A 21,527-nucleotide genomic window follows, 5' to 3' on the forward strand; every position below is an offset into this window, starting at 1 on the left:
ACCGGGGCCGCGCTCCGCCGCAGGATGCCGCACCGCCGGCCCCATCGCGTCGGAACCGGGCCGCGGATGACCCGTTCGGTCGGCGCGGCACAGGGTTGCGGAGAGACGAGATTCTCCCACGAACAAGCTCATCCGCGGCGCGCGCGCTCGGCCTCGTCGTCGGCGCCGCCAGCCCGACGCTCGCGGCTCCCGGCGACGGCCGCGACCGGAACGCCGCCGCCCGGGGCGACGGCAATTTCGGCCGCGTGCACCGCTACGCCCGGATGGAGGCGCGGGCGCTGGTGCACCGCGCCCACCGGATGCGCGCCCTCGTCGTCACCATCGCCGCCACCGCTGATCGGTCCGGCGCCGGATTCGGATGTTTTCAGGCCGCGGATAGCTGATCGGATCTCCGAGAGCTTCCGGTTTGACCCGTTTTCGGGAATCAACAGCGCCTGACGGTGGCGTGCGAGGCGGCTTCTGCTACGCCCGCCACCGGATTGCGGGCCCACCGTGCGTGGGCGTGGTGCCACGAGGACGCGATGCAGGGATCGACGCTGGGATCGAAGCCGGGATCGAAGCCGGGACCGGGCTGGCTGGGGCGGCTCGCCCTGGGCGCCCTGGCGGCCCTGGCCGCCGCCGGGCCGGCGCGGGCGCAGGAGAAGCCGGCCCCGAAGGCGCTCCCGCCCCTCGTGTTCACCGGCATCCCCGACCAGGACGAGAGCCGCCTGGTCGAGCGCTTCGGCAAGGTCGCCGCCTATCTGGAGGCCAGGCTCGGCGTGCCGGTGCGCTACATCCCGGTGAAGAGCTACCCGGCGGCGGTCACCGCCTTCACCAACGGGCAGGTGCAGCTCGCGTGGTTCGGCGGCTTCACCGGCGTCCAGGCGCGCAAGGCCGTCCCGGGCTCCCAGGCGATCGCGCAGGGCGCCGAGGACGCGGCGTTCAAGACCTATCTCATCGCCAACGCCGCCACCGGCCTGAAGCCCGAGAAGGATTTCCCGAAGGACGTCGCGGGCAAGACCTTCACGTTCGGCGCCCGCGCCTCGACCTCCGGGCGGCTGATGCCCGAGTATTTCATCCGGCAGGCCTTCCCGGGGAAGACCCCCGAGCAGGTCTTCGCCCGGGTCGGCTTCTCGGGCGACCACACCCGCACGATCCAGCTGGTCCAGTCCGGCGCCTTCGCGGTCGGCGCCGTCGACTACTCGGTCTGGGACCTCGACTCGAAGGCCGGCAAGGTCGACCCGAAGGCCGTCGCGGTGATCTGGGAGAGCCCGACCTTCCCCGACTACCAGTGGACCGTGCGGGGCGACGTGGAGCAGACCTACGGCGCCGGCTTCACCGACAGGCTGCGGGCCGCGCTGACCGGCATCGCCGACCCGGCGATCCTGGAGCCGTTCGGGCGCTCGAAGTTCATCCCCGTGACCAACGCGGCCTACGAGCCCCTCGTCGAGGTCGGACGCTCCACCGGCCTCCTGGACTGACGCCCGTGTCGCGCGGCGCGGCAGCCGGCACGGATTCCGGCGCGGATTCCGGCGCGGCCATCGTCCTGGCGAACGCCTCCGCGGCCTATGACGGGCGCCCGGTTCTGTCGGGCCTCGACCTGACCGTGCGGGCGGGCGAGCGGGTCGCGCTCATGGGGCGCTCGGGGGCCGGCAAGTCGACCCTGATCGGCCTGATCCACGGGCAGGCCCCCGGGCGGGTGGCGCTGGTGCCCCAGGCGGCCGCCCTGGTGCGGCCGCTCTCGGTGTTCCACAACGTCTACATGGGCCGCCTCGACCGGCGCTCGACCCTGCACAACCTGCGCACGCTGGTCCGGCCGGCGCGGGCCGACGTCGCCGCCGTGGAGGCGATCCTCGACCGGGTCGGGCTCGCAGACCGGCTCTGGGCCCGGGCCGGGGAGCTCTCCGGCGGCCAGCAGCAGCGCGTCTCGGTGGCCCGCGCCCTGTACAACGGCCGGCCGATCCTGGTGGGGGACGAGCCGGTCTCGGCTCTGGACCGCCAGCAGGGCGGCCGGATCCTGGCCGAGCTGGCCCGCGGGCACGAGACCCTGATCCTGGCGCTCCACGACGTGACCCTGGCGCTCGCCCACACCGACCGGATCGTGGTGCTGGAGGCCGGCCGGATCGTCCTCGACGCGCCCTCGTCCGGCCTCGACCCGGCGCGGCTCAGCCCGTTCTACGAGGCCGCCTGATGCGCGCCGGCGCGCTCAAGGCCGCCCTCCTGCCGCGGCCGGGCTACGCGGCGGCGAGCCGCTGGTTCTTGGCCGCGGCGCTCGCCGGCCTGCTGGTGGCGGACCTGCAGGTCACGACGCTCCACCCCTTCGCCGACCTCGCCCGGCTCCTCGACGGCCTGGTCCGGCCGGATTTCCTCGCCGTCGAGGGCTGGAGCGTCGTCACCACGGTGGCCTTCGCGATGCTCGGCGTCGGGCTCGGGGCCGGGACGGGGCTGCTGCTCGCCATCCCGTTCGCCCGCTCGCGCGCCGTCCGGCTCGCCTGCGCGGGCCTGCGCGCCGTCCACGAGCTGTTCTGGGCGCTGCTGCTGATGCAGGTCTTCGGCCTGTCGGCGACCACCGGCGTGCTCGCCATCGCGCTGCCCTACGCGGGCATCTGCGCCAAGGTCTACGCCGAGCTGATCGAGGAGGCCGACCTCGCGGCGCTCCGGGTCCTGCCCGCGGGCACCGGCGCGGTCTCGGCGTTCCTGTACGCGCGCCTGCCCGAGGTGGCCGGGCGGATGCGCGACTACACCCTCTACCGCCTGGAATGCGGCCTGCGCTCCAGCCTCGTGCTCGGCTTCATCGGCCTGCCGACCATGGGCTTCGCCTTCGAATCCGCCTTCCGCCAGGGCCGCTACGCCGAGGCCGGGGCGCTGCTCCTGATCTTCTACGCGCTGATCGGCACGCGGCGGCTCTGGGTGCGCGCCCGGACCCTGCCCGTCCTCCTCGTCGGCGCCGCGCTGGCGCTGCCGCCGACCGTCGGCAGCGCGGCGATCGGCCCGAGCCTCGCCCGCTTCCTCGGCCACGACGTCGTGCCGGCCCCGCTCCGGGGCGCGCCGCTCGCCGAGCCCGAGACCTGGGCGCGGCTCTGGTCGTGGCTGCGCCCGATCCTGACCGAGCAGGTCCTGCCCGGCACCGCCCAGACCCTGGTCCTGGCGCAGATCGCCCTGGCCGCCACCGCGCTCGGGGCCCTCGTCCTGTTCCCGCTGACCGCGCGGCGCTTCGCCGGCCCGGTCGGGCGGCCCCTGGGGCGGGCGCTACTCGTGGTGGTGCGCTCCACGCCGGAATACATGCTGGCCTATGTGGGCCTGCAGCTGCTCGGCCCCTCGATGCTGCCGGCGATCCTGGCGCTGGCGCTGCACAATGCCGGCATCGTCGCCTACCTGATGGGCCGGCACGCCGACGCGATCCCCTACCGGGCCGACGCGCCGCGGGGCCTCGACCTCTACGCCTACGAGACCGTGCCGCGACTCTACGGGCAGTTCCTGGCCTACCTGCTCTACCGCTGGGAGCTGATCCTGCGGGAGAGCGCGATCTTCGGGATCCTGGGGGTCGCGACGCTCGGCTTCTACGTGGACGCCGCGATCTCGGAACTGCGCCTCGACGTGGCCGTCGTGCTGATCGCCGCCACCGCGCTGGTGACGGTGGCGGTCGACGCCTTCTCGCGGGCCCTGCGCCGGTCCCTGCGGATCGACGCCCTGCCGACCCGGCTGTCGGGCCCGCAGCCGATCACCGGGGCGGAGGCTGCGGACGGCTGATCCGGGCGCCGCCGTCCTCGCGGGCGCAGCGAAGCAATCCAGCAGCGCCACGCCCGCCGATGTCGCGCTGCCCTGGATCGCCTCGCTACGCTCGCGATGACGGGGCTGGTCACCATGCTGCGGGCGGTCGCCAACGGGACCGCCCGAGCCGCCTCACCACCTGTAGCTGACCTTCGCCAGCACCCGCCGGGCGTCGCCGTAGAAGCACGACACGTTCGACTGGCAGGAGGCGACGTAGCGCCGGTCGGCGAGGTTCGAGGCGTTCACCTGGAAGCGCCAGTTCTCGTAATCGTAGTGCACCTGCGCGTCGAACAGCACGTAGTCGGGTACCCGCAGGGTGTTGCCGACGTCCGCGAACGAGCTGCCGACGTAGCGCACGCCGCCGCCGAAGCCGAAGCCGCGCCACGGCCCGAGCGGGATGGTGTAGTCGGCGAACAGCGAGGCCAGGGTCTGGGGGATGTTGACCGGCGTCTTGCCGACCCGCACCGGGTCGGCATCCCGCTCGGTGGTGAAGTCGAACTTGGTGAAGGACGCCACGAGGTTGAGGCCGTCGGCGACGTTGGCGACGAGCTGCGCCTCGAAGCCGGTGGAGCGCACCGCGCCGACCTGCGTCTGGAAGATCGTGTTCACCGGGTTGGGGGTGAGCACGTTGTTGCGGTGGATGTCGAAGCCCGCCAGCGTCAGGAAGTAGCCCTGGCCGGGCGGCTCGAACTTGACGCCGCCCTCGACCTGATCGCCGGTATCGGGCCTGAAGGTGCGGTTGTTGATGTCCACGCCGATCTGGGGCTGGAACGAGGTCGCGTACATGATGTAGGGCGCGAGGCCGAAGTCGAAGTTGTAGATCGCCGCCGCCCGGTAGGTGAAGGCGCTGTCGTTGCGGCCGTTGGTGTTGGCGGGCGTCAGGCGGTCGTAGACGGTGTTCTGGACGAAGTCCTGGCGGCCGCCGAGGATCAGGGTCAGCTCCGGCGTGAGCTTGATCTGGTCCTGGAAGTAGAGGCCGACCTGCTGGAACGAGTTGGCGTTGATCAGGTAGGGCGAGGCCGAGACCGCCTGTGGGCCGTAAGAGGGCGCGAGGATGTTGAGGTCGGGGCCGGGGAAGCCCGAGGCCTGGTTGTCGTGGATCTGGAAGTTCCGGTACTCGACGCCCATCAGGAAGTCGTGGCGGAAGAAGCCGTCGGAGAACTTGGCCTCGGCCTGCGTGTCGACGTCGAGCTGCGCGATCTTGGCGGAATCGCGGAACAGGTAGCGGCCGAGCCGGGTCTGGAGCGGGTCGGTGTAGCCGAGCTGGCCGATATAGGAATTCTGGTAGCTCTGCGTGTAGGCGTAGCGGGCGTTCTGGCGCACCGCCCAGGTGTCGTCGAAGACGTGCTCGAACTCGTAGCCGATGAAGGCCTGGTCGCGCTGGAAGGTGTTGAAGCCGGCGTCGCCCACGTTGAGCGAGCGCGGGATGCGCAGGCCGAGCACGGTCGGCCGGGCCGTGCCGTAGTAGGGCAGGAAGTTCGCCGTCACCGCCGTGTTGTCGTGCTGGAAGCTCGACAGGACCGTGAACTTGGTCGACCCGTCCGGCTTGTAGGTGAAGGCCGGGGCGATGTAGTAGCTGTCGTCCGGCGCGCCCTGGACCTGCGTGCCGCCGTTGCGGGCGTAGCCGGTCAGGCGGGTGAACCAGTGCCCCTCGGCGTCGGCCGGGCCGCCGACGTCGAAGGCGGCGTAGCGCTGGTCGAAGGAGCCGCCGCCGACCTCGATGAGCCCGAACGGGGTCTCGGTCGGGCGCTTGCTGATCTGGTTGATCAGGCCGCCGGGATTGCCGGCGCCGAACAGCACCGCGGAGGGACCGCGCAGCACCTCGATGCGCTCCAGCCCGAACGTGTTCACCCGGCTGTAGGCGAAGCCGTAGTTCAGGAGCTGCAGGCCGTTGAGGTAGAGGCCGTAATCGCTGACCACGAAGCCGCGGAGCTGGAAGAAGTCGAGGCGCGTGTCGGCGCCGAAGGTGCCCGCGTAGGTGCCGGCGACGTACTGGGTCGCCTGGGTGAGGGTCTGGGCGTTCTGGGTGTCGAGCTGCTGCCGGCCCACGACGGTGATCGATTGCGGGGTCTCGATCAGCGGGGTGTTGGTCTTGGTCGCGGTCGCCGAGCGCCGGGCCACGTAGCCGTCGATCGGGCCGGTCGGGCTCTCCGCCCCCCGCACGGGCGCGCCGGCGCGGACCGCGGAGGCCGGGCCGCCCTGGCCGGTGACGCTCAGCTCCTCGAGTTGCACGCTGCCGCCGGCCGGCGGGTTGGCGCCGCCGCGGCGCGGCGCCGCGTCCTGGGCGAGGCTCGGCGCCGCCTGCGCCATCACGGCGAGCGAGGCGCCCGCGAGCAGGGCGCGCAGGGGCAGGCGGGGGAGGGGGTGGGCGGCTCTCATGGTCTCTTGCCGGATGCGACGCTGCGGGCAGCCGGCCGCGCGCGCCGGATTCGCCTCCGACGTCTCAGCCGCGCTGTTTAGAATTGTGATAAAGTACTGTAATACTTGATCTTTCTATACACCGGACTACGGACAGCCGCGCGCGGCCGCAAGCGGCCTTCACGCGGAAGGCGACGGCTGTTGCCGTAGCGACACGTATCGGTGGTGCGGCGGAAGCGGTCCCGCGGGGCTACTTCACGCGGCCCGCGAGCCAGCCGGCCAGGACGTCCGCGACGGCGTCGCTGTTCGTCTCCAGCATCATCATGTGGCCGTTGCCGCGGAGGCCCTGGTCGGCCAGCCGGACCACGTCCGGCCTGGCGCCGGCCTGGGTCAGGAACGCGACCGTGCAGTCGTCGTAGGTGGCGTGGAAGGAGGCCTCCGCGGTCACCACCACGGCCGGCACCTTGGCGAGGTTCGGCAGGGTCCGGACGGGCTCGCCCTGCAGCCAGCAGCGGATCCGCCCGTCCGCCGCCTTGTCGGGCCGGGACTCGGATCCCTTGGCCTGCTGCGCCACCGTCAGGTCCTCGGGCGCCTTCACCGGAGGGTCGAAGGTCAGCGGCATGCGGGTCAGCCCGTAGGCGCGGGCGCGCCCGTCACCGGTCTTCTCCCAGAACTCCTTGCCGCCGCGGAACTGCACGTCGAAGAAGGGCGGGCCGTTCGGCTCGACGGCGACGTGCGCCTTCACGAGGTCCGGCCGCGCGTCCGAGGCCGCCCAGCCGAACAGGGCCGCCTGGCCGTGGGTGACCAGGATCGCCGGCCCGATCTTGTCGAGGAGCGCCACCAGCGCGGGGTCGACCCATTCCTCGGTCTGCTGGCTGTTGGCGAGGAACGGGACCTGGCTCGCGAAGAACTGGTCGAAGGCGGCGTTGCCCTGCACGCCGGGCCCCTCCGGCCAGCGGGTGTGGAGCTTGGCCTGCGGGTAGAGGTCGTAGACCTCCGGGGCCGTGTGGGTGCGCTCCAGGCTGCGGGTGCCGAGCCGGTCGTAGGGCCCGTAGACCTCCGGGTTGGTGCCCGAGCGCCCGCGCCCGACCTGATCGACCACGTAGACCTGGTAGCCCTTCTCGACGAAGCGCTGCACCCAGCCGGGGCGGCCGTCCGCGGTGGCGAGGTAGTTCACGCCGGTCTGGGCGAGGCCGTGCACCATCACCACCGGGTAGGGCTGCGTGATCCGGGCCGGGGTGCGCGACTGCACGAACATCTGGCCGACCATCACGGTCTTGTCGCCGAGCTTCTGGTAGCGGCCGCCGATGTAGAAGTAGCCGGCGCGGGTCACCGGCTCGGCCGGGCCCGGCGGGGCGGGGGCGGGGGCGGGCGCCGCCGGCTGGGACGGGGCATTCGAAGGGGGCGCGGGCTGGGCCGGGACGGCCCCCTGGGCCCGGGCGGGACCCGCGGCCAGCCCCGCGATCAGCCCGGCCCCCAGCCCGGCGGCCAGGATCAGCCCCTGACCGGCGCGGCGCGCCGCGCGGGTGCCGCTCGCGATGCCGTCCGCGATACCGCCCGCGATGCCGCTGCCGGCCATGCCGTCTCTCCCGGATGCGCGCCGCTCCGCGCCGGCGCTTATTGCGGGAAACGGAACGTTCGGCCAGCCGGGAAAGCTGCACGGTCCCGCGCGATCACGCCCCGGTCGGACGAAGCGTCGCGGTAACCTGAATCGCGGTCGAGCCCGGCCCTCCGCGCATGCCAGGCGCGACCGCGGCGGTGCTGGCGCGGCGCGGGCGGCGCGCCCACCTTGGGGAAGCACCGGCGCCACCAGCGGCGCCCCCCGCCCGGATCGCCCGCGGCGGGGCGAAGCCAAGGACTCCCGCCGTGGATCCCGAAACCGCCAAGACCCTGGTCTCCGCCGCCCTGGTCGCGTCCATCACCCTGTTCAGCCTCGTGTCGCTCCAGGCGTTCGTCGCCCAGATCCTGGCCGACCTCCGCGACGCCGGATCCGCCCCGAAGGCCGTGCCGGTCCCGGTCCGCGCCGACCGCCGGGATCCGCCGCAGGCCTGACCGGCCGGGCGCCGATCAGGCCCCGTCCTGCCGGGCCCGCTCCCGCAGGATGAACTTCTGCACCTTGCCGGTGGAGGTCTTGGGCAATTCGCCGAAGATCACGTGGCGGGGGAGCTTGTAGGAGGCCAGCCGCCCGCGGCACCACTGGATCAGCTCGTCGGCCGTGGGGGTCGCGCCGGCCTTGAGCTCGACGAACGCGCACGGGGTCTCGCCCCATTTCTCGTCGGGCCTCGCCACCACCGCGGCCGCGGCCACCGCCGGGTGCTTGAACAGGGCGTCCTCGACCTCGATCGACGAGATGTTCTCGCCCCCCGAGATGATGATGTCCTTCGAGCGGTCCTTGAGCTGCACGTAGCCGTCCGGGTGCTTCACCCCGAGGTCGCCGGTGCGGAACCAGCCGCCCGCGAACGCGGCCTGCGTGGCGGCGGGATTCTTGAGGTAGCCGCGCATCACCACGTTGCCGCGCATCATCACCTCGCCGATCGTCGCCCCGTCGGCGGGCACCGGCTCCAGCGTCTCCGGGTCGCGGACGTCGAGGGCCTCGAGCACCGGGTAGCGCACGCCCTGGCGGGCCTTCCTGGCCGCCCGCTGGTCGGCGGCGAGCGCGTCCCAGTCGGCGTGCCAGGCGTTGACCACCGCCGGCCCGTAGCTCTCGGTCAGGCCGTACAGGTGGGTCACGTCGAACCCGGCCTCCGACATGCCGGCCAGCACCGCCTCCGGCGGCGGCGCGGCGGCGGTGAAGAAGGCGACGCGGCGGGGCAGGTCGCGGCGCTCGGCGTCGGGGGCGTTGATCAGCATCTGCATGACGATCGGCGCGCCGCAGAGATGCGTGACCCCGTGCTCGGCCATCAGCCGGTACATCGCCTCGGCCCGCACCTGCCGCAGGCAGACATGGGTCCCGGCCACGATCGACAGGGTCCAGGGGAAGCACCAGCCGTTGCAGTGGAACATCGGCAGGGTCCAGAGATAGACCGGGTGCTGGCCGAGCCCGCCCGTGATGACGTTGCCGAGGGCCAGCAGCGCCGCCCCGCGATGGTGGTAGACCACGCCCTTCGGGTCGCCGGTGGTGCCCGACGTGTAGTTCAGGGTGATCGCGTCCCACTCGTCGTCGGGCAGACGCCAGTCGTGCTCCGGGTCGCCCCCGGCCAGGAAGGCCTCGTAGTCGGTCGCGCCCAGGCGGGCGCCCGGGCCGTCGTACTCGGGATCGTCGACGTCGATCACGAAAGGCTTGGGCTCCAGCCCCTCCAGGGCCGCGGCGGCCGTCCGGGAGAACTCGCGGTCGGTGATCAGCACCGTCGCCTCGCCGTGCTGCAGGCAGAAGCGGATCGCGTCGGCGTCGAGGCGGGTGTTGAGGGTGTTGAGCACCGCCCCGGTCATCGGCACGCCGTAGTGGCACTCGATCATCTCGGGGGTGTTGGCGAGCAGCGCCGCCACGGTGTCGCCGCGGCCGATCCCGCGCGCCGCCAGCGCCGAGGCGAGGCGGCGGGCGCGGGCGTAGACCTCCCGGTAGGAGCGCCGCAGGGGGCCGTGGACCACCGCCAGGTGGTCGGGAAACACCCGCGCGGCCCGGTCCAGGTAGAGCAGGGGCGTCAGCGGCTGGTGGTTGGCCGGGACGCGGTCGAGGTCGCGGTCGTAGATCGTGTCGCGGGCCATCCCCGTCCTCCCGGCAAAGTATTGCCGGGACAGTAGCTTGCCGGAACGGGCGCGATCAATCGGTCCGGCGGGGCTTCCGCACCGGCGGCCCGGTGCGGGCTGCGTGGCGGGCTGCGTGGCGCGCCGAATCGCGCGCCGAGCCGCGCGCTCAGTGGCGCGGCTCGTCCTCGGGCTCGGGCAGGAAGCGGGCGAGCTCGAACCCGATCTCGATCATCAGGTGCTCGATCCGGTCGGTGAGCGTCGGCCGGTGCAGGGCGCGGGCGAGGTCGCGCAGGGCGATGACGTGCTCGGCCATCCGGTTCACCACCCGCTCGCTCTGCACGAGGTTGGCGGCCTGCTCCTCGGTGCGGTCGATGGCGATGCCGCGCCCGCGGGTCGCCCCGCCGGTCGGGTCCCGCTCGATCCGGCCGCGCATCAGCAGCGTGCGGATCCCGGTGCGCGTGTCCCTCGTGCGGAACTCCGCCTCGACGGGGCCGCCGGTCTCGGCCACCGCGTGGAGGTAGCTCTCGATCCGGACGCGGTCCTCGGGATGGGTGCGGTCGAGGAAGGCCTCCAGGGACACGCCGGCGGCCGCCGCCTCGGGGTCCAGGCCGAGCAGATCCGCGAGCGGGGCCGAGAGCGCCAGCTGCCCCGCCCAGTAATCGTGGGCCCAGGTGCCCACGACGCCGGAGGCCTCCAGAATGGATTGCGGGATCGGGGCTTCGGACATGCCATTCCTCGATGGGGCGATCCTTGTCTTTAAACTTGAGGTTTTCACCCCCACCAAGCTCCTCGTCTCACCCGCGCTCACGCTACGGTATCCGGGCGTCGCTGGAAAGGCTGTTAACCCTCTATATGCCAAGAATCTTAACTTGAAGTTTAGACCGCTGTCCTGCGGCCGCACTGGGCGGGGATATCCGCGACGGACCGTGGTCTTAACGGCTCGTTAACCATGCCGGCCCCAAGCTGTGCCCGGACATCCTTGGGTCACAGGATCGCGGCACACCGCGAATCCCATACCTGAGGTTGGCACAGACGGCGCGGCGACCGGCGGTTGCGGGCGCCCGGACGGATGGATGGGGCCTTCTGGAGGACGCCCGGGATGAAAGCGATCACCTTCGTCACGCAGAAGGGCGGCAGCGGCAAGAGCACGCTGTGCATCTCCCTGGCGGTGGCCGCCCGGGAGGCGGGCCACACGGTCTGCATCCTGGAGATGGACCGGCAGGCCACGATCTCCGACTGGCTGGACCACCGCACGGCCGACGGTCCCGAGGTGGCGCAGATCGACGCCACCCAGATCGACGCCGTGATGGAGCGCCTGCGCGACTCCGCCTACGACTACGTGTTCATCGACACGCCCGGCGTCGATTCCACCGGCACCCTCTCGGCGATCCGCGCCGCGGACCTGTGCATCATCCCGTGCCGGCCGACCCCCGCGGACCTGCGGGCGTTCAAGCCGACCCTGGCCGCCGTCTACCGGCTCGAGAAGAAGTTCGCCTTCGTGCTGAACCAGACCCCGCCGCGCTCCTACCGGGTCCGCGACGCCGCGGACGGGCTCGCGGTGCTCGGCATCCTGCCCGACGTGAACATCGTCGCCCGCACCGACCACCAGGACGCGATCGGCCTCGGCCAGGGCGTCACCGAGTTCAACCCCAAGGGCCAGGCCGCCGGCGAGGTCCGCCGCCTCTGGTCCTGGATCGAGCGCCGCACGCAGTCCCTGAGGACGGGCCAGCATGTCCAAGCCGCCTAAGCTCAGCCTCGCGGCGATCGTGGCGTCGGCGAGCCCGCCGGCCCGGCCCCTGGCGGCCCGGCCGCAGGGCGCCGAGATCGTGTCGCTCACCCTCGCGCCCCCGGCGCCGAAGCAGGCGGCCACGCTCAAGCAGCGCGCCCGCCAGATGTCGGTCTACCTGGAGCCGCCGGTCTACGACCAGCTGCGCGACCTCGCCTACGCCGAGCGGACCAAGATGCACGCGCTGATGCTGGAAGGCCTCGACCTGCTGTTCAAGCAGCGCGGCGCCCAGTCGATCGCGCAGCTCACCGACACGCAGTCCCGCTGAGGGCGGGCCGGGCCCGCGCCCGGGGCGGCGCGGCCGCTCCGGGCCGTGCCGCTGCCGCGCGTGCGGCGGCCGCGCCACCGCGCCGGCGCCGGGCACTGACGACGGTTCCGCCTTCCCGGCGCGCCCCGGCGCCCCGGAAGGGCGGCGCGGCCCAACCCGCGCGCCGCCTCCGCACCGGCCCTGTCGTGAGGCGTCGCGATCCTGACCTCGCCCCGCTCCCACACGGAAACTCGGGGCGCCGCGCCCCGGGTCGGTCGGATGCGCGCGCCGCCACGATCTTGAAAACTCCGTTCTCGGACAGAGGCTTGCCCGCCGATCCGCGCGCATCGCTCGAGATCTGGGCGGCCGGATGGCCCGCTCCCTGAACCCGGCCGGGCCCCATCGTTCAGGCTTCCTTTACGCGACCGCTACAAATCTGGGTGGACTGGTCGCGGCCCTGTGCACGCGGCCGGCTCCGGTCCGGTCGGGCCCCGGTCACGCGTAGAGTTTGGTGAACCCCACGATGGTGCGCACGACGCTTCCCCGGCCGGCGCGCCTCGCCCTGCGGCTCATGGCCGTCTCGGGCGTGGCCCTGGCCACGGCCAACTGCGCGACCTCGCCCCAGCAGAAGCTCGTCGCCGGGAACGGGATCGACCCGAAATACGGGGTCAAGGCGAGCCCGCGCCTCTACAACGAGGGCGACGTGATCCCGAAGGGCGGCGGGCGGCGCTACACCGGCAAGCCCTACGTGGTGGCCGGCCAGACCTACGTGCCGAAGGAGAACCCGAACGGCTACGTGCGCGAGGGGCTGGCCTCCTGGTACGGCTCGGCCTTCCACGGCCGCATGACCGCCAACGGCGAGGTCTTCGACCGCCACTCGATCGCCGCCGCCCACCCGACCCTGCCGCTGCCGAGCTACGCCCGGGTGACGAACCTCGACAACGGCTACTCGATGCTGGTGCGCGTCAACGACCGCGGCCCCTACCATGCCGGCCGGGTCATGGACGTGTCGGAGGAGGCGGCCGACGCGCTGGGCTTCCACCGCAGGGGCACCGCGCGGGTGCGCGTCGAGTATGTCGGCAAGGCCTCGGTGGCCGGCAGCGACGACCGCAAGCTCCTCGCGAGCCTGCGCACCGACGGCCGGCCGGCCGGCCGCTCGACCGTGATGGTGGCCGATCTCGGCCCGACGGAGGACACGGAGCGCTACACGCGCTCCGCCCCGGCGCTGGCCTTCAAGCCCGCCCAGGAGGCGGAGGAGGCCGAGAAGGCGCCCGCCGAGGCCCCGGCCACCCGGCCCGAGCGGACGGCGCCGGTGCGCGCGCCGATCGTGCTGGCCTCGGCCGCCGTGACGGTCCCGGCGGCCGTGCAGCCCACCGCCCCGCGGGTGCGCGAGTTCCGGCCCGCCCCCGTGCCGGCCGTCGCGGCCAGGGGCGGCGGCGCCGGGACCCTGAAGGTCGCGGGTCTCAACCCGGCCCTCGCCCCGGCCCTCACCCCGGCCGCGCCGCCGGCGCACGGTCATGCCGCCGGAAAGCCCGGCCCGAAGGCCGGCCCGGCGCCCGCCGAGGCCCGCGGCCGGGCGGCGCCGGCGCCCGCGCCCGTGAAGCTCGCCAGGGCGCCGTCCGGACCGTCGACTTCCCCGCACGCCGCGTCCCCGGCCGCGATGCCGGCCGCGGCCAAGCTCGCCATGGCCCGCCTCGCGGCGGCGCCCGCCAAGGCGGCCGGGACTGCCTCCGCCAACGCCAACGCCAACGCCAACGCCAAGACGTCCCCCAAGGCCCCCGCCGCCAAGGGGCCGGCCAACAAGACCGCCGCGAAGGCGGGACACGCCCGCCTCGCCGGGATCTACTGACGGCGGCTCCGGGGTCCGGCGTGGACCCGCCCGGACCGCCCGACGGATCCGGCGGCCGACCCGGCGGCCGATGCGGCATTTCGCATTCGATCCGGCGCCGAAACCGTAATATGGTCACGCTTGTTATTGGGATACGGCCGGGATGCTTCCGGCCCGACGGCAGGCGCGGGACGGAACGGTGATGCGCAGACCCCTTCTCACCCTTCTCGCGGCCGCCTGCGCGCTGGGCGCCGGCCTCGCCGCCGCCGCCGCGCAGGGCTTCCAGACCGCGGCCCCGCACGCGATCCTGATCGACGCCGATTCCGGCTCGGTCCTGTTCGAGAAGGCCGCCGACGAGCGGTTCTCGCCGGCCAGCATGGCCAAGCTGATGACCACCGACATCGTGTTCGAGGCGCTGAAATCCGGCCGCCTGTCGATGGACACGGAGTTCACCGTCACCGAGGACGCGTGGAAGCGCGGCGGGGCCGGGGGCGGCGGCTCGTCGATGTTCGCGCAGGTCAACAGCCGCATCAAGATGTCGGACCTGCTGCGCGGCCTGATCGTACAGTCGGGCAACGACGCGGCCATCACCATCGCGGAGAACATGGCCGGCTCCGAGGAGGCCTTCGCCGGGCTGATGAACCAGCGCGCCAAGGAGATCGGGCTGACGAACTCGACCTTCCGCAACGCCACCGGCTACTCGGCGCCCGACCAGAAGGTCACGGCCCGGGACATGGCGAAGCTCGCGCTGCACATCATCGACACCTACCCGGACTACTACAAGATCTTCGCCGAGAAGGAGTTCACCTGGAACAAGATCCGCCAGCAGAACCGCAACCCGCTGCTCGCCCTCGACATCGGCGCGGACGGGCTCAAGACCGGCTACCTGGAGGAATCCGGCTACGCGCTCACCGGCTCGGCGGTGCAGAACGGCCAGCGGCTGGTGCTGGTGGTCTCGGGCCTCAAGACCGCCCGGGACCGCGCCTCCGAGGCGCGCAAGCTGATGGAGTGGGGGTTCCGCGCCTTCGAGCCCCGGCAGGTCTTCGCGCCGGGCGAGACCGTGGCCGAGGCCTCGGTGTTCGGCGGCCAGTCGGGCTCGGTGCCGCTGGTGGCGAAGAAGCCCGTGCGGGTGCTGCTGCCGCGGGGCTCCAGCGACCGGGTCAGCGCCCGGGCGATCTATACCGGGCCGCTCATCGCCCCGGTGGAGGAGGGCCAGCGGGTCGGGATCCTGCGCGTCCAGCGCGGCGACACCGTCGCCCTCGACCAGCCGCTCTTCGCCGGCGCCGCGGTGGAGCCCGGCACCCTGTCGCAGCGGGCGATGGACGCGGCGCTGGAATTCGGCACCGGCCTCGTCCGCAAGGCCTTCGACCGGGCCGGCAAGGGCGGGGACAAGGGAACCGACAAGGGGGCCGACAAGGGTGCTGCCGGGGCGGCCAACCCGTCGTGACGGCGCGCGCGTGACCGGGCCGTCGTCCGGGGATCCCGCCGCGGCGGGCGGCACCTTCATCACCGTCGAGGGCGGGGAGGGGGCCGGCAAGTCGACCCAGATCGCCCGCCTCGCCGCGACCCTGCGCGCGCGCTCGGGGCGGCCCGTCTGCGTGACGCGCGAGCCCGGCGGCTCGCCGCGGGCGGAGGAGATCCGCACGGCGCTGCTCGACGGCGTCGCCAAGCCCTACGGCCCCTTCGCGGAGGCCCTGCTGTTCAGCGCCGCCCGAATCGACCATCTCGACCGGCTGATCCGCCCGGCGCTCCGCCGGGGCGAGACCGTGCTCTGCGACCGGTTCATCGACTCGACCCGGGCCTACCAGGGCGCCGCCGGGGGGCTCGATCCCGGGCTCGTGGACGCCCTGGAGCGGGTCGTCGTCGGCCCGACCCGGCCCGACCTCACCCTGATCCTCGACCTCGCCCCCGAATCCGGCCTCGCCCGCGCGGCCGGGCGCGGCGCCCGGACGGGGCAGGGGGCCGACCGGTTCGAGGCCGAGGCCCTCGACTTCCACGTCCGGCTGCGGGAGGCCTTCCTGGCGATCGCCCGAGCGGAACCGGAGCGCTGCGCGGTGATCGACGCGTCCCGCGACCCCGACGCGGTCGAGGCGGCGATCCGCGCCGCCGTCGCGTCCCGGCTGCCGGCGCTCCTGCCCGACCGGCCGGCGGGGGCGGGCCGGAGCGGCGACGCCGCGTGAGCGGCGGCGTGGGCGGGACCAGTCCCGGCCCGACCGGTCCCATCCTGGCCGGCGGCCGTGTAAGCAGTCGCGCGGGCGCGCCGCCCAGATCGGAGCCCGCCGGCCCGCGCCGTGAGACCCACTTCATGAAGCCCGCCCCGTGAGACCCGCCCCGTGAAGCCCACCGACCGCGCCGCCGACGACGTCGAGCCCGGGGACCTCGCCGGGATCCCGCGCCCGCGCGAGACCCTCGGGCTCGTCGGCCACGCGGCCGCGGCCGACGCCTTCGCGGCCGCCATCGCGGCGGGGCGCCTGCACCACGCGTGGCTGATCGGCGGCGCCCCCGGCATCGGCAAGGCGACCCTGGCCTACCGGGTCGCCCGGCGCCTGCTCGCCTACCCCGCGGGCGGGGGCCCGGCGGGCCTCGCCGTGCCGGCGGGCGACGCCGTCCTCGGCAAGGTGGCGGGCCTGTCGCACCCGAACCTCGTAGTCCTGCGCCGTCACCGGATCGCCGGCGCCAAGACGCTGCCGACCAAGATCTCGGTCGACGCGGTGCGCCGCGCCCTCGACCTGTTCGCCTCGACGGCCGCGGATTCCGGCTGGCGCGTCTGCATCCTCGACAGCGCCGAGGACCTGAACGCCAACGCCGCCAACGCCCTGCTCAAGGTCCTGGAGGAGCCGCCGCCCCGCGCGCTGTTCCTGATCCTGTCCCACCAGCCCGGCCGGCTGCTCCCGACCATCCGCTCCCGCTGCCGGGCGCTGATGCTGCGCCCGCTCCCGGCCGAGGACGTCGCCCGGGTGGTGCGCGGCCTGCCCGAGCCCTTCCCGCAGCCGGACGAGACCGCCCTGGCCCGGGCGCTGGCCCAGTGCGAGGGCTCGGTCGCCCGCGCGCTCGCGATGCTCGATCCCGTGACCGCCGGCCTCGTGGCCGAGATCGAGACCCTGCTGGCGCGGGCGCGCACGCCCGACTGGGGCCGGGTGCTCAAGCTCGCCGAGACCCTGGCGGGCCGCGACGCCGAGGCGCGGTTCGAGGCCGCCCAGGACGCGGTGCTGCGCTTCGTCTCGGCCGAGCTCGACCGGCGCCGGGACGAGCCCCCCGCCCGCCTCGCCGCCCTGGTGGAGGTCGCCGACCGGTTCGGCCGCGCCGCCCGGGAGGCGGCGATCTACAACCTCGACCGGCGCCCGGTGGTGCTGTCGCTGTTCGGGGATCTCGCGGCGGTGGCTTAAGGCCCGGCGGGCGCTCCCGTCGGCCCGGGGCCGTGCGGGGAGCCCGGGCTCCGGACGCGCCGCGCAGCGGGACGGCGCCGGGGTCCCGGCCGAGCCCGACCGGCACCGGAGTCGCGGCGTCTCACAGATCCGGCTGGCTGCCGGACAGCCGCAGGGCGGCCGCCTCCCTGTAGGCGCGGGGCGACAGGCCGTGGCGATCCTTGAAGCGCCGCGCGAAATGGGCCTGGTTCGCGAAGCCGCACTCATAGGCCACGAGGCCGATCGAACGGTGCAGGCTGATCGGATCGGAGAGGCGCCTGGCCGCCGCCGCGAGGCGGCGCTCCCAGATCCAGTCGGAGATGTGCTGGCCGCGCTCGTGGAACAGCTCCTGGAGCCGGCGCAGGGACACGCCCATCGCGGCGGCGAGCCGGGGCGGATCGAGGGTCTGGTCGCCGAGATTCGCCTCGACATGGGCCTTGGCGCGCTGGACCACGACGCTGCCGTGCAGGGAATGCGGCACCTCCCGGGCCATCCGATCCGCGAGCGCGGCCGCGATCAGATCCACGCCGATGGTCGCCATGCGCTCCGCCGCCTCGGGGGAGAGCTGCCGGTTCACCCGGAGCAGATCCCCGAAGAAGGTCGTCACCAGGCGGGTCGTGGCCGATCCGGCGGGCATCGTCAGGGCCGCGAACAGCCGGGCCGATCCGAGCATGCCCTCGAGGCGCTCCCGCGGCAGGGCCATGACCAGAGTCTGGCCATCCGTGCGCGCGTCCAGCACGCCCGGGTGATGGTCGATGACGGTGAGGTCTCCCGTCCCCTGCACCGCCTCGCGGCCATGCTGCTGGAAGGTGGACGAGCCGGCGAGACGGAAGTTCACGCGGATCAGCCCGTCAGGCCGGCGCCGGACCGTATCGGCGGTGATCGTGGTCGTGAGGGCGCTCTGGGTGATCCGGCTGAATGTCAGCGGGCCGACGGCGCCGATCTCGATCTCGCCCGCGAACGGCCCGTCGGCGCGCCGGCGCTGCTCGATCGGCCCGATCCGTTCGGCGACGACCTCCTGCCAGAGCTTGAAGCGCGTCCGGGGATGTGTCCCGGCCGTCGAGAAGACCCGGAGCATCAGGCCGCTCGGAGAGGCGCTGGCGCGCGCCCTCCGGAGGACCCGTCCGTTGCGCGGAGCCGGGTGCCCCGAAGCGTGACCTGAAGACAACTCATCGACGACAGATAGATCACATCACCCCCATATTCGATCGACCAATTCAGCAATAACTGATTTCTTTTCTCGATGATTAGTAATATATCGAATGTTCGCCGATCGTCCGTCCGATCCCTATAGAGACTTTGTCGGCAAAGATCCGGCAATACCGATTCGAATCGCTCATATGTCACGATTCTGCGTCCCTCAAGCTCTGAGAAAAACTTAGCGAACGGATCTGCGTCCGCTGGCGCTCGGCATTCCGGGCCGATGTGACGTCGATGGCGGCCGTGCGCGGTGCACCGATCCGGAGGCGCGACGGAACGCCGGCAGGGCTCGGCCCCTGTGACGGTGCCAGCGGCCGATGGTTCTTCGGCACCGACGTCCTTGCGAGCGGAGCGAAGCGAGCCAGGGTCGCGCCCCGCTCAATGACGTCGCGCCGCCCTCTCGTCGCTTCGCTGCGTTCGCGAGGGCGGAGAGGCGCGCGTCGACCGAGCCGCGCGGCTCAGTTTTCCTTGACAATGTTCCTATTTTGTGCTTCCTGACCGCACCTGTCCGCGGCGTCCCGGGAGCGATCCCGGGGCATCCTTCGGGGGCCCGCCCGGTGGCTGACCGGGCGGGTCCGGGGACGGGGCGGCGCCCGCGTCGGTGGCTCTCAGCCGCCATCGCCCCGGGCGGCGGACCGGTGCGGGGCGTGCCTCGGACGCGGGCGTGAGACCGGGCGGCACTGTGCCCGGCGGGGTGAGGAAATGCCCCCGCGCCGACCCGCGTCTGGGCCGAACCTGAGCGACCTGCGGACCCGCCCACTACGAGGCGGGGGACGGCTGGAAGGCCACGGCGCCGATGCGGGTTCCGGAGGTGCGGGCACGGCGTGCGCGCACCTCGCCCGAGACCGCTGACGGGGAGTCGCAGGACCGGGACGCCGGAGACGCCGCGACGAGAAAGACGGCACCGGCCGGGGCAGGCGCCCGGCCGATGCCGCGGGGCGCCGCGGGGATCGGATCCCGCGCGTACCTGGCCGACACCTGGGTTCCCGCGGCGTCCCGCGTCCCTCGTGCGGTTTCCCGGGCCATGCCCCCGGCGCCACGAGCGCGCGGGGACGATGACGCGTGTCCGGCACCGGTGGGGATTCGCCCCGCGTCCCCGGCCGGGCACCGCGCCCGCGGGCCGCGACGGTTGCGTCCCGGCGCGGGCCGCGCGACAACGCGGGCAGCTTCCCGCGCTCATCCGGAACACCACAGACGTGACGTCCAACGCCCCGGCGAATCCCCGAAAGACCTTCGGTCTCTCGACCGCGATCTCCTACCCCAACGGCGCGCCCCATATCGGCCACGCCTACGAGGTGATCGCCGCCGACGCCGTCGCGCGCTTCCACCGGCTCGACGGCTACGACGTGCTGTTCTCCACCGGGACCGACGAGCACGGGCTGAAGATCCAGCAGGCCGCGACCCGGGCCGGCACCAGCCCACGCGCCTTCGTGGACGGCACCGCCGCCCGGTTCCAGGCCATGGCCGACCGGATGGACTGCGCCTACGACCGCTTCATCCGCACCACCGAGCCCGACCATTACGCGGCCGCCCAGGAGATCTGGCGGCGGATGGAGGCCAACGGCGACATCTACCTCGACAAGTATGCCGGCTGGTACTCGGTCCGCGACGAGGCCTACTACGACGAGTCCGAGACCCGGCTCCTCGAGGACGGCAGCCGCCGCAGCCTCGCCACCGACACGCCGGTCGAGTGGATGGAGGAGGAGAATTTCCTGTTCCGGCTCTCCGCCTACCAGGACAGGCTGCTGACGCTCTACGACGAGCAGCCCGGCTTCATCGGGCCGGAGACCCGGCGGAACGAGGTGGCGAGCTTCGTGCGTTCCGGCCTCAAGGACCTCTCGGTCAGCCGCACCAATTTCGACTGGGGCGTGCCGGTGCCCGGCCATCCGAACCACGTCATGTACGTGTGGGTCGACGCGCTCACCAATTATCTCACCGTCACCGGCTTCCCCGACGATTCGAGCCCGAGAAAAAGATTCTGGCCGATGGATCTGCACATCATCGGCAAGGACATCGTCCGGTTCCACGCGGTCTACTGGCCGGCCTTCCTGATGTCGGCCGGGCTGCCCCTGCCCAGGCGGGTCTTCGGCCACGGCTTCCTGCTCTCCAAGGGCGAGAAGATGTCGAAGTCGCTCGGCAACGTCCTCGACCCGTTCGAGCTCGCCGACACCTACGGGGTCGACCCGGTGCGCTACTTCGTGCTGCGCGAGGTGCCGTTCGGCGGCGACGGCAGCTACAGCCACGAGGCGATCATCGGCCGGATCAACGCCGACCTCGCCAACGACCTCGGCAACCTCGCCCAGCGCTCGCTCTCGATGGTCGCCAAGAACTGCGACGGCGCGGTGCCGGATCCCGGCGCCCTGGACGCGGCCGACACGGCCCTGCTGGCCCAGGCCGACGCCCTGCCGGCGCGGGCCCGGGACCTCATCGGCGAGCTCGCGCTCCACACCGTCCTGGCCGAGATCTGGGCCGTGGTCGCGGAGGCCAACCGCTACTTCGCCGCCCAGGAGCCGTGGAAGCTGCGCAAGTCCGACCCGGCGCGGATGAGCGCGGTGCTCTACACGACGCTGGAGAGCCTGCGCGTCTTCGGCATCCTGACCCAGCCCTTCGTGCCGGGGGCGGCGGCCAAGCTCCTCGACCTGCTGGCGGTGCCGGCCGACCGGCGCATTCTCGCCGATGTGGGGGAGGGGGGCCGGCTCGTGCCCGGCACGGCGCTCCCCGCCCCCGCGCCGATCTTCCCGCGCTTCGAGCGCCCCGAGACGCCCTCCGCTTGAAGACCCTTGCCGCCTGAGACCCTTGCCGCCTGAGACCCTTGCCGCCTGAGACCCTTGCCGCCCGACGGCCCCGAGACCCGATGCTCATCGACAGCCACTGCCATCTCGATTTCCCGGACTTCGCCGCCGACCTCCCGGGCGTGATCGCCCGCGCCAGGGCCGCCGGCGTCACGGGCATGCTCACGATCGCCACCCGGGTCGCCAAGACCGGCACCTACCGGGCGATCGCCGAGGCCCATCCCGAGGTCTGGCACACGATCGGCACCCATCCCCACGGGGCCGCCGAGGAGCCGGACGTCGCCGCCGAGACGATCGCGGGCCTCGCCCAGGCCAGCCCGCGCTGCGTCGGGATCGGCGAGGCCGGCCTCGACTACCACTACACCGACGCCGCCCCCGAGGCCGTGCAGGAGCGGGTGCTGCGCGCCCACATCGCGGCGGCCCGGCTCTCCGGCCTGCCGCTCGTGATCCACGCCCGGGACGCCGACGACCACAT

General features: G+C 73.2%; 18 protein-coding genes (1 of these 18 only partly in view). 13 read left to right on the forward strand and 5 right to left on the reverse strand.

From position 1 onward, the window contains the following. The first annotated feature begins 95 nt into the window (after nucleotides 1-95). The 4 genes from LOK46_RS08050 (at nucleotide 96) to LOK46_RS08065 (ending at nucleotide 3,729) form a co-directional block, all read left to right on the forward strand. The gene (locus tag LOK46_RS08050; protein ID WP_273563292.1) at nucleotides 96-383 is read left to right on the forward strand and encodes a hypothetical protein; all 288 of its coding nucleotides are present in this window, start codon (nucleotides 96-98) and stop codon (nucleotides 381-383) included. A gap of 138 nt (nucleotides 384-521) precedes the next feature. Next, nucleotides 522-1,460: a putative selenate ABC transporter substrate-binding protein gene (locus LOK46_RS08055; RefSeq protein ID WP_273563293.1), complete on the forward strand. Its 939-nt coding sequence runs from the start codon at nucleotides 522-524 to the stop codon at nucleotides 1,458-1,460. Between the two features lie 5 nt (nucleotides 1,461-1,465). Further along, entirely contained in the window at nucleotides 1,466-2,170 is a 705-nt protein-coding gene (locus tag LOK46_RS08060; RefSeq protein ID WP_273563294.1) for an ATP-binding cassette domain-containing protein, read from the forward strand. Further along, nucleotides 2,170-3,729, forward strand: a complete 1,560-nt coding sequence (locus tag LOK46_RS08065) for a PhnE/PtxC family ABC transporter permease (protein WP_273563295.1) — start codon at nucleotides 2,170-2,172, stop codon at nucleotides 3,727-3,729. Before LOK46_RS08060 ends, LOK46_RS08065 begins: the two co-directional genes overlap by 1 nt. Before the next feature lie 153 nt (nucleotides 3,730-3,882). Here LOK46_RS08065 and LOK46_RS08070 read toward each other — a convergent pair whose 3' ends face one another. Both LOK46_RS08070 and LOK46_RS08075 read right to left on the reverse strand, forming a co-directional pair. After that, nucleotides 3,883-6,129: a TonB-dependent siderophore receptor gene (locus tag LOK46_RS08070; protein ID WP_273563296.1), complete on the reverse strand. Its 2,247-nt coding sequence runs from the start codon at nucleotides 6,127-6,129 to the stop codon at nucleotides 3,883-3,885. Nucleotides 6,130-6,358: 229 nt separating this feature from the next. Then, nucleotides 6,359-7,687 (reverse strand): alpha/beta hydrolase, encoded by a 1,329-nt coding sequence (locus LOK46_RS08075; protein WP_273563297.1) that lies wholly within the window; start codon nucleotides 7,685-7,687, stop codon nucleotides 6,359-6,361. A gap of 287 nt (nucleotides 7,688-7,974) precedes the next feature. Here LOK46_RS08075 and LOK46_RS08080 point away from each other — a divergent pair, with 287 nt between their 5' ends. Next, a complete protein-coding gene (locus tag LOK46_RS08080; protein ID WP_041372294.1) occupies nucleotides 7,975-8,160 on the forward strand; it encodes a hypothetical protein in 186 nt (61 codons plus the stop codon). A gap of 15 nt (nucleotides 8,161-8,175) precedes the next feature. Here the strand turns inward: LOK46_RS08080 and LOK46_RS08085 are convergent, their stop codons facing one another. Next, entirely contained in the window at nucleotides 8,176-9,813 is a 1,638-nt protein-coding gene (locus LOK46_RS08085) for an acyl-CoA synthetase (protein ID WP_273563298.1), read from the reverse strand. 148 nt (nucleotides 9,814-9,961) lie between these two features. After that, the gene (locus LOK46_RS08090) at nucleotides 9,962-10,522 is read right to left on the reverse strand and encodes a PAS domain-containing protein (RefSeq protein ID WP_273563299.1); all 561 of its coding nucleotides are present in this window, start codon (nucleotides 10,520-10,522) and stop codon (nucleotides 9,962-9,964) included. 372 nt (nucleotides 10,523-10,894) lie between these two features. Between LOK46_RS08090 and LOK46_RS08095 the strand changes: the two genes are divergently transcribed. From LOK46_RS08095 to LOK46_RS08120, 6 genes are all read left to right on the forward strand, one after another. Beyond that, nucleotides 10,895-11,542 (forward strand): ParA family protein, encoded by a 648-nt coding sequence (locus LOK46_RS08095; protein WP_012318487.1) that lies wholly within the window; start codon nucleotides 10,895-10,897, stop codon nucleotides 11,540-11,542. Then, on the forward strand, nucleotides 11,526-11,849 hold the full coding sequence (locus LOK46_RS08100) for a ribbon-helix-helix domain-containing protein (RefSeq protein ID WP_012318488.1): 324 nt from the start codon (nucleotides 11,526-11,528) through the stop codon (nucleotides 11,847-11,849). The genes LOK46_RS08095 and LOK46_RS08100 overlap by 17 nt, the downstream gene beginning before the upstream one ends. A gap of 502 nt (nucleotides 11,850-12,351) precedes the next feature. Continuing rightward, nucleotides 12,352-13,677, forward strand: coding sequence for a septal ring lytic transglycosylase RlpA family protein (locus LOK46_RS08105; RefSeq protein WP_273564561.1), 1,326 nt, complete (start codon nucleotides 12,352-12,354; stop codon nucleotides 13,675-13,677). A gap of 181 nt (nucleotides 13,678-13,858) precedes the next feature. Beyond that, on the forward strand, nucleotides 13,859-15,103 hold the full coding sequence (locus LOK46_RS08110; RefSeq protein ID WP_273563300.1) for a D-alanyl-D-alanine carboxypeptidase family protein: 1,245 nt from the start codon (nucleotides 13,859-13,861) through the stop codon (nucleotides 15,101-15,103). Nucleotides 15,104-15,113: 10 nt separating this feature from the next. Further along, entirely contained in the window at nucleotides 15,114-15,836 is a 723-nt protein-coding gene (gene tmk / locus LOK46_RS08115; protein ID WP_273563301.1) for a dTMP kinase, read from the forward strand. A gap of 153 nt (nucleotides 15,837-15,989) precedes the next feature. Beyond that, nucleotides 15,990-17,042 carry a DNA polymerase III subunit delta' gene (locus LOK46_RS08120; RefSeq protein WP_273563302.1) on the forward strand — a complete coding sequence of 351 codons (1,053 nt, stop codon included), beginning with the start codon at nucleotides 15,990-15,992 and terminating at the stop codon, nucleotides 17,040-17,042. 121 nt (nucleotides 17,043-17,163) lie between these two features. On the opposite strand, the gene LOK46_RS08125 is transcribed toward LOK46_RS08120, so the two are convergent. Continuing rightward, nucleotides 17,164-18,138, reverse strand: coding sequence for a helix-turn-helix domain-containing protein (locus LOK46_RS08125; protein ID WP_273563303.1), 975 nt, complete (start codon nucleotides 18,136-18,138; stop codon nucleotides 17,164-17,166). Between the two features lie 1,318 nt (nucleotides 18,139-19,456). Here LOK46_RS08125 and metG point away from each other — a divergent pair. Both metG and LOK46_RS08135 read left to right on the forward strand, forming a co-directional pair. Beyond that, nucleotides 19,457-21,034: a methionine--tRNA ligase gene (gene metG, locus LOK46_RS08130; protein ID WP_273563304.1), complete on the forward strand. Its 1,578-nt coding sequence runs from the start codon at nucleotides 19,457-19,459 to the stop codon at nucleotides 21,032-21,034. A gap of 80 nt (nucleotides 21,035-21,114) precedes the next feature. Then, a protein-coding gene (locus LOK46_RS08135; RefSeq protein ID WP_273563305.1) for a TatD family hydrolase crosses the window boundary here: on the forward strand, nucleotides 21,115-21,527 show its 5' portion. 388 nt of this gene lie beyond the right edge of the window; only the first 413 of its 801 coding nucleotides appear in the window; the start codon lies at nucleotides 21,115-21,117; its stop codon lies beyond the right edge, outside the window.

Source organism: Methylobacterium sp. NMS14P (assembly GCF_028583545.1).
Lineage (GTDB): Bacteria > Pseudomonadota > Alphaproteobacteria > Rhizobiales > Beijerinckiaceae > Methylobacterium.

Excerpts from the sequence above, each read along its gene's own strand:
- LOK46_RS08100 (WP_012318488.1), top strand. The coding sequence starts at position 11,526 with ATGTCCAAGCCGCCTAAGCTCAGCCTCGCGGCGATCGTGGCGTCGGCG.
- LOK46_RS08105 (WP_273564561.1), top strand. The coding sequence starts at position 12,352 with ATGGTGCGCACGACGCTTCCCCGGCCGGCGCGCCTCGCCCTGCGGCTC.
- LOK46_RS08075 (WP_273563297.1), bottom strand. The coding sequence starts at position 7,687 with ATGGCCGGCAGCGGCATCGCGGGCGGTATCGCGGACGGCATCGCGAGC.
- LOK46_RS08095 (WP_012318487.1), top strand. The coding sequence starts at position 10,895 with ATGAAAGCGATCACCTTCGTCACGCAGAAGGGCGGCAGCGGCAAGAGC.
- LOK46_RS08065 (WP_273563295.1), top strand. The coding sequence starts at position 2,170 with ATGCGCGCCGGCGCGCTCAAGGCCGCCCTCCTGCCGCGGCCGGGCTAC.
- LOK46_RS08055 (WP_273563293.1), top strand. The coding sequence starts at position 522 with ATGCAGGGATCGACGCTGGGATCGAAGCCGGGATCGAAGCCGGGACCG.
- LOK46_RS08125 (WP_273563303.1), bottom strand. The coding sequence starts at position 18,138 with ATGCTCCGGGTCTTCTCGACGGCCGGGACACATCCCCGGACGCGCTTC.
- LOK46_RS08085 (WP_273563298.1), bottom strand. The coding sequence starts at position 9,813 with ATGGCCCGCGACACGATCTACGACCGCGACCTCGACCGCGTCCCGGCC.
- LOK46_RS08110 (WP_273563300.1), top strand. The coding sequence starts at position 13,859 with ATGCGCAGACCCCTTCTCACCCTTCTCGCGGCCGCCTGCGCGCTGGGC.
- LOK46_RS08090 (WP_273563299.1), bottom strand. The coding sequence starts at position 10,522 with ATGTCCGAAGCCCCGATCCCGCAATCCATTCTGGAGGCCTCCGGCGTC.
- LOK46_RS08070 (WP_273563296.1), bottom strand. The coding sequence starts at position 6,129 with ATGAGAGCCGCCCACCCCCTCCCCCGCCTGCCCCTGCGCGCCCTGCTC.